Consider the following 13,475-nt stretch of genomic DNA (forward strand, 5'->3'; position numbering starts at 1 on the left):
GGATCTGTAGTTCAGCTTCACAGTTGAGAAAATTTAGTTTATGGATTTTTTTCAGTTCAACAGACGTTGCAATAAGCGCTTGAGTGACACTTCTTTCAAAGGTTTGAGCATAAAATGAAAACCAGCATTCAGTGCATGCTGGCGAATGTCAGCACTTTGATCGGCTGAATTAATGACGACTGGTGCACTGATGCCAAAATGTTCGGCCAGTTGCACCGCCACTTCAACTCCTGTAGCGCCATGATCCAGATGGTAATCAAATAACATCAAATCAGGTTTAAAGCTTTGCTGCACAGCACTTAGCGCTTCATTTGGGGAGCTGACCGCCATCACTTCGCAGTGCCAGCTTTGCAGTAATTGGGAAACAGCCTGCAGTAACACGGCTTCGTTATCCATCAGCAAAATACGTTGTCCGGCAAAGCGGCTGGGTTGGCTGGATTTAAGCTGGGGCAACACCCGTTGGCTGACTCTGGCCAGTGGCACTCTGATATAAAAACAACTGCCTTTGCCTGGCACCGAATTAAAGCTGACGTCATGGCCCAATAAGCTGCAAATACGCTGGCTGATCGCAAGCCCAATACCCAGGCCTTTTTGGTCAGCCTGACTGCCTTGCTGGAACTCATCAAAGATTTTTTGCTGGTCTGCTTCGCTGATGCCTATGCCGGTATCGCAGACACAAATCAGCAGTTGCATACTCTGGCGTTTTACACCCAACAGAATTTTGCCACTCTGGGTGTAACGCAGCGCATTGGCTAATAAATTCTGGATCACTCGTTTTAGTAACTTAGCGTCACTAAAAGTGCCAAGACGGGTAGGAATATACTTAAAGCTCAAGCCTTTGCTTTGGGCCAATACCCCAGCTTCGCGGGCAGCTTGATCCAATAATTCAGACAAGGCAAAAGTTTCAGGTTGGGCTTTGACCACACCGGCATCCAGTTTGGTCAGTTCCAGAATAGCGGCCAGCAACTCTTCCGCAGAATTGAGCGAATGAGTTAAATTTTGAGCCAGTTGTTTGACTTCATCCTGCTGGCTTTGCTGACGGATCAGACCACAAAACAAGGCGGCGGCATTAAAAGGTTGCATCAAATCGTGGCTGGCTGCGGCAAAAAAGCGGGTTTTGGCTGCTGTTGTGGCTTCCAGTTGTTGTTTAGTCTGCTGCAGTTGCTGGTTTAGTTGTTCCAGCTCTGCGGTGCGGCTTTTCACCCGTTGTTCCAGCGTATTATTGCTTTGCTCCAGCTCGCGCTGTACTTCAATAAAAGAGCTAACGTCGCTGTAGGTGGTGACAAAACCGCCACCAGGCAGCGGATTGCCCAACATTTCGAATATACGGCCGTCCTGCTGCTGGCGCTGAAACTTGTAGCTGCTGCCCTGACGTAAGTAATTCAGTCGCTTTTGTATTTCCTGACAGATTGCCTGTTCAGATAAAGCCTGACCCGCTAAACCCCGTTGCAGGTTATAACGGATAAGCTCTTCAACAGGGCGTCCTACTTCAACTAAACCTGGCGGATAAGCAAAAAGCTCAAGGTAACGCTGATTCCAGGCTATCACTCTTAGATCAGCGTCGACCACACTGATGCCCATACTGATATTGTCGATAGTGGCGTGTAATAAGGCCTGATTAAACTGAAACACCTGACTGGCTTCGTCGACAAAACGGGCCACAGATTCGATAGGTAGCTGAGCATGTTTACCTGATGCCTGCAGTAAAAGCCGCATCGAAGCACCACCTACTACGGCAGCCAGACTACGCTCTACCGCCTGCATAAACTGAGGATTCGCCCACTGTTGGGGTTCCACTGTGTTTTTACTGTAACGTTGCAGTAGTTTTTTCGCTTCTTTTTCACCGGCAAAACGCCGCACTAATAAATAACCGTCCTGCACACTTAATACCGGGCTTTGGCTGTTGGAACTCGGCTGGCTTGGGCGACGTAAAAAGCGGTAACTTTCCAGCCATTCGCCTAAACGGGTTTGACTGAAATGGCTGACCAAAAGCAGCATCCCTGTATTGACGGTCAAACTCAACAGCACACCTAAACTGACGGAATCGATGTGGCCACCAAAAAGCTGTGACGGTGCTAACCAGCTTATGCCTAAAGGCCCTTCAGTTAACCAGTCACCGCCAATAAAGCCAGCTCTGGCCAATTCCGGCAGCAATAAAATATAAGCCCAAATAGCCAGACCACTGCATAAAGCCGCGATGGCTCCTTGTCTGTTAATGCGCTGACTGAATAAACCTAAGATCAAAGCCGGTGCTAATTGGGCTATTAAGGCAAAAGCCATTAAACCCAGCTGAGCCAGGCCTGTGCTGGTGCCTATCCAGCGGTAATACAGATAACCGCAAAACAATACGGCCAGCATGGACCAGCGTCTTAAAGTGACGACTTTAATTTTTTGCTGCCCGGGATCTTCGGTGTTTTGCTTACGGTAAATCAGCGGCGTGAGTAAATCGTTGGTGATCATAATACCCAGCACCACAGTGGCGACTATCACCATGCTGGTGGCGGCAGAAAATCCGCCTAAATAGGCCAGTAACGCAATGTCGGTGCGGTTAGCGGCCAAAGGCAGTTGCAGTACTACTAAATCCACATTGGCCTGTGGGCCCAGCATCATAATACCGGCCAAAGCTAAAGGCAGAGTAAATACACTCATCAGCAGCAGGTAGCCCGGGAATATCCAGCGAGCCTGATGCAAATGGCTCAGCTGTTGGTTTTCGACAAAGCTGACATGAAACTGGCGGGGTAAACATAAAGTCGCAATAAAACCCAGCAACACATGCACCCAATACACATAAGAAGGCTGGCCTTGTTGTTGAATTTGTTGCACCGAGGGGTGTTCAGCGGCTTTGCTGAAAATATCGGCCATGCCATCAAACATACCCCAGCAGACAAAAATACCAATACTCAAAAGCGCCAGTAATTTCACCAGCGATTCAAAAGCAATGGCTGCCATTAACCCAGGATTTGGCTGATGCGCTTTGGCGCTACGACCAGAAAACAGCAAAGCAAAAACAGCTAGCCAAACCGTGACATAAAGCCCTGTGTCCTGATACCAGGGTCTGTCGTCCTGCATAATCACCAGCGCCTGAATACTGGTGCTGATAGCCTGCAGCTGCAACGAAATATAAGGAATAATGGCGATCAGCACTATGACTGTGGTGAGTATCGCCAGTAAACGGGAATGACCATAACGGGTGGCGATGAAGTCGGCGACTGAGGTAATACGGTAGCGACGACAGGCGATGGCAATACGGCCTATTAAGCCAAAAGCAAACCAGAAAAGAATGAGGGAGCCTATGTAAGTGGGCGGTATCCACCAGCCATTGACGGCTGCCTGAGCTGTGACACCATAAAATGCCCATGAGGTGCAATAAATCGATAAAGCGAAGCTGAAAATCCAGGGCGACACAGGGTGGCGGCGTTGCAGCCTGCGGCCCACAGCACCCACACCTAATAACACTAATAAATACAGCAAAGACAAAGCGGCAATGGTGCCAAGACCAATGTTGCTGGCGGGTAAGGTCATAATCAGGTCAGTGGTCACGGAATCACTTCATTCTGCCCTGATGCCGGGCGGGCTGTAAAGCTGGTTGTTGTTCTGAGTATCGTGCAGAGTCTGGACATTAACGTGCTGTCCAGCCACCATCCAGCACCAGTGTCTGAGCAGTGATATGCCGTGCTGCGGGCTCACATAAAAACGCCGCTGTGCTGGCAATTTCATCCACACCTATAAAAGCTTTTTGTGGCATAGGCGCCAGCATGATCTGATCGATCACTTGCTGCTCTGTCAGGTTATGTTCTTTGCTTTGCGCTGCTATTTGTTGATCAACCAAAGGGGTGCGGACATAAGCAGGGCAAATGGTATTGATGGTGAAGTCAAAATTGGCGTTCTCTAAAGCGACCACTTTGCTAAAACCTAATAAGCCATGTTTGGCGGCGACATAAGCGGATTTAAAAGGCGAGGCCACCAGTGCATGGATAGAACCTATATTAATCACCCGGCCAAAACCTTGTTGCTGCATCCTTGGCAACACAGCTTTGGTCAGCATAGCCGGGCCTGTCAGCATCACTTGCAACAATTGTTGCCATTTTTCTTCAGGAAAATCTTCCAGCCTGGCGACGTGTTGCACTCCGGCATTGTTGATCAGAATATCGATTTGATAAGCCTGGGCGCAGGCTTCTATTGAAGATTGATCCATCAAGTTCAGCAGTATGCTGCTTGCTTTATAACCTGCAGCTGTCAGCTCTTGTTGGCGACTATCCAGTTGGCTGCTGTTGATATCCGCCAAAATCACATGATGACCCAAACGGCCGAAATGCTCAGCCACCGCAAAACCAATACCACCAGTACCGCCTGTTATTAATACATTCATTGTTCAACTGCCTATGCTGACAAAAACTTTATGCCAGGCAGGTTAGGTGCTCTGGTACACAACCACAACGGTACTTTAGTGCTATAGCAGCTGATTTTTGCTTGCAAAGGCTTTTAGTCGTTACTTTTTGCCGAACCATGGCATAGCGGGAAACTTTGTTTTGTCTGGCCCGCCAGCTGTGATAGATTTAGGCTTCACGTAAAAAATAACTACAAAGTTCTGTCAGTGGAATGGCATGGATAACTGATGTTTTTATCTGTTATCACAAATAAATAGCGTTAAAGCTGAAAATAATAGCCATTAGTAACAAAACTGCAGAATTATTCCCCGATCAACAAGGGGAAAACCGAGGAAAAACTATGGAACAATCTACTGCGCTTATTACCAACGATGCAGTTGTGCTGGGGTTATTGGCTGTCATTCTGGGGTTGGTGTTTCATACCAGCCAAAGCAGCAATAAATATTGCCAGGGCTTTTATAAATATGTGCCTGCTTTATTATTGTGTTATTTCATCCCTTCGTTATTTAACAGTTTTGGCATCATCGATGGTGATAAGTCTGAGCTGTACAAAATGGCGTCGCGTTATCTTTTACCTGCCAGCTTAGTATTACTAACTATCAGTGTTGATTTTAAAGCTATTTTAGGCCTCGGCCCTAAGGCTCTGATCATGTTCCTGACAGGTACTGCCGGTATTATTATTGGTGGTCCTTTGGCTCTGGCCATAGTTGGCAGTTTTGCACCAGAAGCTGTAGGTGGTGAAGGTGAAAACGCCATTTGGCGTGGCATGACGACCATAGCGGGTAGCTGGATTGGTGGTGGAGCCAATCAGGCGGCGATGAAAGAAGTGTTTGAAGTCGGTGGTCCTATTTTTTCGGTGATGATTACCGTTGATGTGATAGTGGCTAATATCTGGATGGCGGTATTGCTGTGGATAGCCAATAACTCTGAACGTTTTGATCGGGCCAATAAAGCAGACACCAGTGGTATTGAAGCTTTAAAGCAAAAAATTGAGAAGTATCAGGCGGAAAATTCGCGTAACCCTAGCTTAACCGACTTGATGAAACTGGTTGCTGTGGCTTTTGGTGTCACTGGTATTTCGCATTTTCTGGCCGATATTATTGCGCCATGGATTGAGCAAAATGCGCCGGAGTTGGCAATGTATAGCTTAACCAGCACGTTCTTCTGGCTGGTGCTGATTGCAACGACTTTGGGTTTAGTTTTATCTGCGACTAAAGCCCGCAATCTGGAAGCTGTAGGTGCTTCAAAGTTGGGTTCTGTCTTTATCTACATTCTGGTGGCTACCATTGGTATGCATATGGATGTGACTGCAATTCTGGATTATCCGGTGATGTTTGTGGTCGGTGTGATTTGGATGAGTTTCCATGCAGGCTTACTGATTTTTGTCGCCCGTCTGATTAAAGCGCCGATGTTTTATATGGCGGTGGGCAGTCAGGCCAATGTGGGAGGCGCAGCTTCAGCTCCAGTAGTAGCGGCGGCTTTCCATCCTGCTTTAGCTCCTGTGGGTGTATTACTGGCAGTATTAGGTTATGCGCTTGGTACTTACGGTGGTTATATTTCAGGTTTATTGCTGCAGCAAGTCGCGCCTTAAGCCTCTTCGCAAATTCAAAGGCAGAGTGATCAATTCTGCCTTTGAATTATTCAACTGCCGACTTGAGCTGTCGATTCACGTACCAGAAGTTCAGGAATAAACACAGGCTGATCTTCGGTATGGCTTTGACTGCCAGGTCTGGTGTGTTTAAACAATAACTCAGCTGCACTTTGCGCTATGGTGCTGTTGGGTTGATGCGCAGTGGTCAGTGGTGGCCAGGTCTGGCGCGAAAACGGACTGTTCTCAAACCCAACAATTGAAAGTTGCTGCGGAATTTCAATATGTTGCAGGCGGGCGCTAAATAAAGCTCCTGCTGCAATTTCATCGTTACAGGCAAAAATAGCTGTTGGTTTGTTCGGTAAAGCCAGCAACTGAGTGGCGCCTTTTACGCCTGATTCAAACGAATAACTGCCCGGCACCACAAACTTAGGGTTAGTCTCTATGCCCCTTTTGGTGAGAGCCGCTTTAAAACCTGCTAAACGCTCGCCACTGGAACTGTGTTCTTCATCTCCACATAAAAATGCGATCTGGCTGTGACCCAATTCCAGTAAATGGTTGGTGATCTTAAAAGCAGCCGTGAAGTCGTCCACCAGAACGCAATTGGTTTGTTTAGGTGAAGGTGTTGAGCCTGAAATTATACGAACAAAATCAACATTAATGCTGCTCAGGGCTTCGGCTATTTCTGGCATTTCTGAAAAAGGTGGAGTTAAAACTAAACCTGCCAGCCTGGAATGCTGAACCAGATCAATCACTTCCTGCACTATGCCTGGTGATTTCGCATTGGTAGGGTGGATCAGCAGTTCATAACCATGCTTACGACAGGCATCCAGCAAACCTCTTTGCATATCAATTACATAGTAAGCGTTTGGGTTGTCGTAGATATAACCTATGCTGTACGACTTAGTACTGGCCAGATTACGGGCTGCGGCATTTGGCTGATAATGCAGTTCCTGCATCGCCTGATTCACTTTATCGATCGTCGCTTGTTTTACCGACGGTTCGTTGTTCATCACCCGCGACACTGTCTTGATTGACACACCCGCTTTAGCGGCTACGTCATGAATGGTCACTTTCATTGCTGGATCCCAAAAAGCACAACACCCAATGGCCTTATGCTGAAAATAAATAAGCCGATTTTTTCGCTGATCCAGCTAACTTTATGACAGCGCTGGTCATTTTGTAACAAAGATTAAGTTAAGGGATAACTCTTTTTTGCTAAAACGGCAAACATTTATTCCGGCTTTTTTGCTGGAAAAATGTTCTTTTTTGTCATGCACAAAATTTTGATAAATTTTATGTATATTAATCATGGGGATAGATTGTCGTGTAGCCCTTGCGATAGGTCGGGCCTGAACCGATCGTTATAAAAAACAGTTCTAACGAAACATTTCTGAGTTTTAAAATTCGTTTAAATTTTCATCTAAAGGAGTTTGCAAAGCTGAAATTTTTTGTGTATGTTAAATTTCAATGACAGCGTTGTCATGAAGGAATCATGAAAATCTGTTGTTTCAGGACAAAAAAAATCATCGCACAAAAAATCAGGAATGGGAGAGAAGCTTATGTTGCACAATAAAATGAATAAATGTGCCGTAGCAGTTAAGTTAGGTCTGATGGTGGGAACAGCTGTTTTAGCGCTTCCCGCTCTGGCTGGCCAGGCTGCTGCAGAGAGCACTGCAAAAGAACAACAAGTTGAAGTGATTCAGGTCAGAGGGATCAGAGCATCACAAGAAGCGAATTTAAATGCTAAGCGTTTTGCTAACTCTATAGTTGACGCTGTGACTGCGGAAGATATAGGTAAATTTCCGGATAAGAACGTTGCTGAGTCTTTATCACGTATTACTGGTGTTGGTGTCAGCCGTGAGTTTGGTGAAGGCGAGAAAATTACAATTCGTGGTGCAAGTTCTGCGACTAACCGTACCTTATTAAATGGCCAGACGGTAGCGACAGCGGATTGGTTTATTCTGGATAACCCGGGCCGCAGCTTTAACTACACCATGCTGCCATCTGCTCTCGTTTCTGATTTAGAAGTATATAAGTCACCTGTGGCCAGCATCGACGAAGGCTCTATTGGTGGTACTGTTTTGTTACGTACCCGTCGCCCTTTGGCCTTAGAGCAAAATACTGTAAATCTGGCGTTAGAAAGCCAATATTCAGATTCGTCGGAAGAGTGGGATCCACAGGTTTCAGGTTTATATTCCTGGAAAAATGATGACGAAAATTTTGGTGTGCTGGTATCGGCTATTAAACAGGATCGTACTGTAGTGCGTCAGGGTATTGAAATCCTTGGCTGGCCAACCAACGCTGATTTAGATCTGAAAGTTCCAAGTCATATAGGTGTGCCTCGTTTTGAACAGGCGCGTGAACGTGAAACTCTTTTTGTGTCTTTGCAGTCCAGACCAACAGACAGCCTCGATATAGTGCTGAACCTGCTTGATTCTAAAGTAGACGCAAACAACCACAACCAAAACTGGCTGATTTTCCCTAACAACCACGCCGCCGATCTAACGAATACCGTCATAGAAAATGGCAGTGTGGTGGCGGGTGAAATGGCAAGTGGTGGCCAGGCGGCTTACAACTTCATCAACAGGGTTTCATCTACTGAAACAAAATCCTTTGATTTGGATTTGAACTATGTTGCTGATGAGTACGAGCTGCATACTCAGGTTGGTCAAACCAAGGCTAAAGGTGGTACTTACCGCGAAACTTCATGGGAATATACACCAATAGGCGGCACTGGTTATTCCTTTGATTTACGTGGAGACAAGCCATCTGCTTCTACTACAGTAGATGCAACAGATCCTACACAATTTCAGGCGGGCTGGATTTGGGGTGGTTCGAAACCAACAACGGATGAAGAAACTTATGGTCAGTTTGACTTCACCATTCCGGTAAAAGCTGGTGTGTTTAATTCAATTAAAACCGGCGCCAAATATCGTGCTGCAGAGCGGACTCAGGACAGACTGGCGTACAGCTGGCACTGGCCTTCCACTATAGATGCAAGCAGTGGATCACCAAACTACATGGCTTATATTTTCTCAGAATGTAATACCTGGGATAAATGTGGTTTGTATTCAGGCAACACCAGTATTGATGCTGTTGTGAACGGTAATATGACGCAACAATTTTTCCATAACCGTGACGCGATGGAGCGTATTGCTTTTGAAGGCCTCAATGGCTACGCAGCAGATTATGCTCAGCATTTGAATCTGGCCGAAATTTGGGCTGTAGAAGAAGATATCTTATCACTCTATCTGCAAGGTGATTTTGAAGGCGAAGGCTTCAGAGGTAATCTTGGTGTTCGTTACGTCAGCACAGATCAAACTTCTGGCGGTTATGAATTTTCCGGAGAGACATGGGGCTTAGCCACAGTGGTCAGTAAACTGGATCCTTCCAACCCTGACTACCTGACTCCTGAAATTCTGGAATGGCGCACTATCGACAATGATTACAGTGAAGTGCTGCCAAGCATGAACCTGGCATTTGATTTGTCAGAAGAGCAGATCCTGCGTTTTGGTGCTGCCCGTGTTATGGCCCGTCAAAACTGGAATGACATTTCTACTGTACAGACTTATGGTTCATTGAATGTGGCTCAGCCAACAGGTAGTGCCAGTAACCCATATCTGAAACCACAAATTGCTGATCAGTTCGATTTGTCCTGGGAATGGTATTTTGATGCGTCTTCTCTGCTTGCCGTCACTTATTTCCATAAAGATATTAAGAGCTATCGTAGCTTCTCTACCTTTGTGGACCAGCGTTACTGGGAAGAAGGTGATGAGTGGAAAGACGTGACATTTACCCGCCCTGAAAACGGTCCTGGTGGTAAGACAGATGGTATAGAGTTGTCATATCAGCAATCTTTTGGTGATTTTGGTGTGACCGCTAACTACACCTACACCAATGCTGAAAGAGATGAAGAACGTGATCTGACGAAGCCTGGTTCTGGCTTAGTGGAAGGTACTTCAGATCAGATGGTGAACTTAAGCGCTTATTATGAGACTGATGTGTTCAGCACTCGTCTGATGTATAACTACCGTACTGAGTGGTACAAAGGTTTGCATTTCAACGGCGACGAGCTGTGGAATGATGCTTATGGCCAACTGGATGCAAGCTTCACCTACAACCTGACTGAAGCTGTGAGTCTGTCGCTGGAAGCAGTGAACTTAACAGATGAGCAAGTGGTTGAATACAATACAGATGAAGCTCGTTTATTTTCTATCTACGAAAATGGTCGCCGCTTTACAGCTGGTATAAGAATGGCGTTCTGATAGACGCTGTTTGGCAAAAGCTAAAAAGGGGTTAACTATGTTAACCCCTTTGTTTTATGGAGAAAGGTATGCCATCACAGATAAAATGCTGGCAGCAGGTGACAGTTGAGCAATTCAAAACAGAGATATTTCCGGCTGGTCAGCCAGCTGTTTTAAAAGGTTTTTTTAATTCCTGGCCATCAGTGCAGTCAGCTCTTCAGGGCGAATCCCGGTTTTACCAATACATGTCATCACTGGATTCAGGTGCACAGCTTGATACCTTACTCTTAGCTCCACAAACCCGTGGACGTATCTTTTATAAAGATGGGTTGGAGGGATTTAACTATGAAAAGCGTCATTACCCTCTGTCCGCTATTTTAACGCAACTGTTCAAAACCAAAGAACAGCCGGATGCGGTGCGTATTGCGGCTCAAAGTGCGCTTGTCTCTGAATGTTTGCCTGGTTTTATGCCTGAGAATCAGAATCCACTGCTTTCAGAGGCTGTGATTCCGAGGATTTGGCTGGGAAATAAGGTTTTGGTTCCTGCTCACTTTGATGATGCAGAAAATCTGGCCTGCGTGATTGCGGGACGCCGTACTTTTACGCTGTTTCCACCGGAACAAGTGGCAAATATGTATATAGGTCCGCTGGATTACGCTCCTACCGGAACACCTATCAGTCTGGTTGACTTTACAAACCCTGATTTTCAGCGCTATCCGAAAGCACGGCAGGCATTGGAACAGGCTCAGCAGGCTGAACTGGAGCCAGGCGATGCTTTGTATATCCCGGCATTGTGGTGGCATCAGGTAGAATCCACTGGTAGTGTCAATGTGTTATGCAATTACTGGTGGGACGGGTCCATTGGTACAGCAAATAGCCGGCCTTCTCCTTTTAGCAGTCTGTTACATAGCCTGCTGAGTTTCAGGCAACTGCCACCGCAACAACGTAAAGCCTGGCAGGCCATGTTCACTCATTTTTTATTTCAATTGGACGATGATGCTTTCACACATATTCCGCAGGATAAAAAAGGCATTCTTGGACAATCCATTTTTTCCAGAGAGACAGCCATAAAACAGTGGCTAATTAAAGAATTAGAGAAAGCTGAGTAGTGCTTAAAACGTTCATAGCGCATCAGGACTGCACTTCGCAGGCAAAACTACTATTAAATTTTGCCAAAAACTCTGTATTTTCTACTAGTCTCGAAGCAGAAACTGGGGTAAGTTGGGCTCTAAATTTAGCATACATCAGTCTGCTGTAAATTGGTCGTTAACCCACAAAAGGGTTAGATTCGTTAATGATGTAAAAGGTACTATTCATGTCACTGCAAATTGCCCCGCTACAAAAAGAAAAACACGCACAAACAAAAATTAATACTGCCAGTCCATTTGCCTTTGCACAAGAGCAGCACATTCTGCCAGTAGTGGTGCAGGAGTTTGTGCGTATTGGTGCGGAAATGCCGATAGTTTTTATCAAAGACGCTGCATCAGATCGTTTTGATGTTGTGGCTATGCTGGGCTTACAAACCGGCGAAAACCTGATGGTTGCTGATGGCAAATGGCAGGGTTTTTATGTACCAAAAGTATTATGGAATCACCCGTTAATTCTGGCTGATGATCCAGGCAAAGAAGGCCAGCTGCTTGTTGCATTAGTAGAATCAAGCCCTATGGTGAACACTGAAACAGGACATCCATTATTTAATGAAGATGGGTCAGAATCCGATTTCCTGAAAGCCCGCGTTGAAATTATGCGTGAGTTTTTCCAGCAGTCTCAAACCACCAGAATTTTTAATAAAGCGTTGGCAGATTTGGATTTATTGGTTCCTCAGACTTTAACTATCAAGCTTGAAGGTAAGCCACGTGAAATCACAGGTATCTACATAGTTGATGAGAAGAAACTGAATTCACTGTCTGATGAGCAGTTATTAGATTTGAACAAACGCGGCATGATGCCAGCGATTTATGCACATTTAATGTCACTGCAGCAAGTACAGCGTTTAGGTGATCGTGTCAATAAAGCAGCAGCTGTTGCCGCCTGATTGCCCTGAACCCGATCAAGCAGCACCGCAAGTGCTGCTTTTTTTTGCCTGAAAATTGACCTCATCAAACTGCGGTTTATCTTCTTTTTTTGCGTTGTGAGCCTAAGTGTGAATTGCTACTCTGAAGCTATTGGCAATCTTTGCTGTGCGCTTTAAAGCGATAATTAATGAAAGTCCGGAGGTATCAAGTGCAGCAGGTGCGGTGGGGAATTATTGGCTGTGGCAATGTCACAGAATTAAAAAGTGGCCCGGCTTTTAACAAAGTTGAGCAATCCAGTTTAGTGGCCGTGATGCGTCGTGATGCTGCCAAAGCTGAAGATTATGCGAAACGCCATCAGGTACCTCGTTGGTATAGCGATGCGCAGCAATTGATCAACGACCCTGACGTGGACGCTGTCTATATTGCTACTCCTCCTGACAGTCATAAAGACTATGCCTTGCTGGTCGCTGCTGCAGGCAAAATTTGTTGTGTCGAAAAGCCGATGGCGCTGAATACCGCTGAATGTATTGAAATGACAGAGGTGTTTGGGCAAAAGCAGCTGCCTTTGTATGTATCTTATTACCGTCGCTCTTTGCCACGTTTTTTAAAAATCAAAGAATGGCTGGAACAGGAACTGATTGGCACACCACGCCAGGTGCAATGGAGTTTTAGCCGCACACCAAATACTGTGGATTTAGCTGGCCAGTACAATTGGCGCACTGATCCATCTAAAGCTGGTGGTGGTTATTTTATTGATTTAGCCAGCCATGGTCTGGATTTACTCTTGTATTTGTTGGGTGATGTGGTGGACGTGCGTGGTATCAGCCTGAACCAACAAAAGCTCTATGCGGCTGAGGATGCGGTATCTGCGGTCTGGCAGTTTCAGTCGGGTTGTTTAGGCACTGGATTCTGGAATTTTGCTGCGGCTGAGCGTAACGACAAAGTGGTTATTTACGGTAGTTTGGGCCGGATTGAGTTTTCAGTGTTTGAAAACGAAGCTGTACAGTTGTTTACCAAAGAGCAGCAGTTAAGTCTGGACATCCCTCATCCGGAAAATATCCAGTTCTACCATATCCAGGCTATGGTGCAGGACTTACTGCATGGCACAGGCCATCCGTCCACAGGCAAAACTGCGTTAAAAGCCAGCTGGATGATGGAGCAGATACTGAGATCAGAGTTTTAACTCTGCCCCCCAAATCCGGCAGTTAAACTTAGGCTGGTTCCTGCTCCATGGCTT

At 46.0% G+C, this 13,475-nt stretch carries 8 protein-coding genes; 5 read left to right on the plus strand and 3 right to left on the minus strand.

The genetic code is table 11. The features are described from left to right. Window positions 1–51: 51 nt before the first annotated feature. Window positions 52–3,540 carry a PAS domain-containing hybrid sensor histidine kinase/response regulator gene (locus OM978_RS02775; RefSeq protein ID WP_264345417.1) on the minus strand — a complete coding sequence of 1,163 codons (3,489 nt, stop codon included), beginning with the start codon at window positions 3,538–3,540 and terminating at the stop codon, window positions 52–54. 79 nt (window positions 3,541–3,619) lie between these two features. After that, complete coding sequence (locus tag OM978_RS02780; protein WP_264345418.1) at window positions 3,620–4,369, minus strand: 3-hydroxybutyrate dehydrogenase; 750 nt, start codon at window positions 4,367–4,369, stop codon at window positions 3,620–3,622. Window positions 4,370–4,728: 359 nt separating this feature from the next. On the opposite strand from OM978_RS02780, the gene OM978_RS02785 reads away from it, so the two are divergent. Then, on the plus strand, window positions 4,729–5,979 hold the full coding sequence (locus tag OM978_RS02785) for a DUF819 domain-containing protein (protein WP_264345419.1): 1,251 nt from the start codon (window positions 4,729–4,731) through the stop codon (window positions 5,977–5,979). Window positions 5,980–6,029: 50 nt separating this feature from the next. Here the strand turns inward: OM978_RS02785 and OM978_RS02790 are convergent, their stop codons facing one another. Next, the gene (locus tag OM978_RS02790; protein ID WP_264345420.1) at window positions 6,030–7,055 is read right to left on the minus strand and encodes a LacI family DNA-binding transcriptional regulator; all 1,026 of its coding nucleotides are present in this window, start codon (window positions 7,053–7,055) and stop codon (window positions 6,030–6,032) included. A 483-nt stretch (window positions 7,056–7,538) separates the two neighbouring features. Here OM978_RS02790 and OM978_RS02795 point away from each other — a divergent pair, with 483 nt between their 5' ends. The 4 genes from OM978_RS02795 to OM978_RS02810 all read left to right on the plus strand — a co-directional run bounded on the left by OM978_RS02795 (window position 7,539) and on the right by OM978_RS02810 (window position 13,421). After that, complete coding sequence (locus OM978_RS02795; RefSeq protein ID WP_264345421.1) at window positions 7,539–10,244, plus strand: TonB-dependent receptor; 2,706 nt, start codon at window positions 7,539–7,541, stop codon at window positions 10,242–10,244. 68 nt (window positions 10,245–10,312) lie between these two features. Further along, complete coding sequence (locus OM978_RS02800; RefSeq protein ID WP_264345422.1) at window positions 10,313–11,332, plus strand: cupin-like domain-containing protein; 1,020 nt, start codon at window positions 10,313–10,315, stop codon at window positions 11,330–11,332. A 206-nt stretch (window positions 11,333–11,538) separates the two neighbouring features. Then, the gene (locus OM978_RS02805) at window positions 11,539–12,258 is read left to right on the plus strand and encodes a SapC family protein (RefSeq protein ID WP_264345423.1); all 720 of its coding nucleotides are present in this window, start codon (window positions 11,539–11,541) and stop codon (window positions 12,256–12,258) included. A 197-nt stretch (window positions 12,259–12,455) separates the two neighbouring features. After that, window positions 12,456–13,421, plus strand: a complete 966-nt coding sequence (locus tag OM978_RS02810) for a Gfo/Idh/MocA family protein (RefSeq protein ID WP_264345424.1) — start codon at window positions 12,456–12,458, stop codon at window positions 13,419–13,421. The last annotated feature ends 54 nt before the right edge of the window (window positions 13,422–13,475 follow it).

Origin of the sequence: Rheinheimera sp. MM224 (assembly GCF_947090785.1) — a bacterium.
GTDB lineage: Bacteria > Pseudomonadota > Gammaproteobacteria > Enterobacterales > Alteromonadaceae > Pararheinheimera.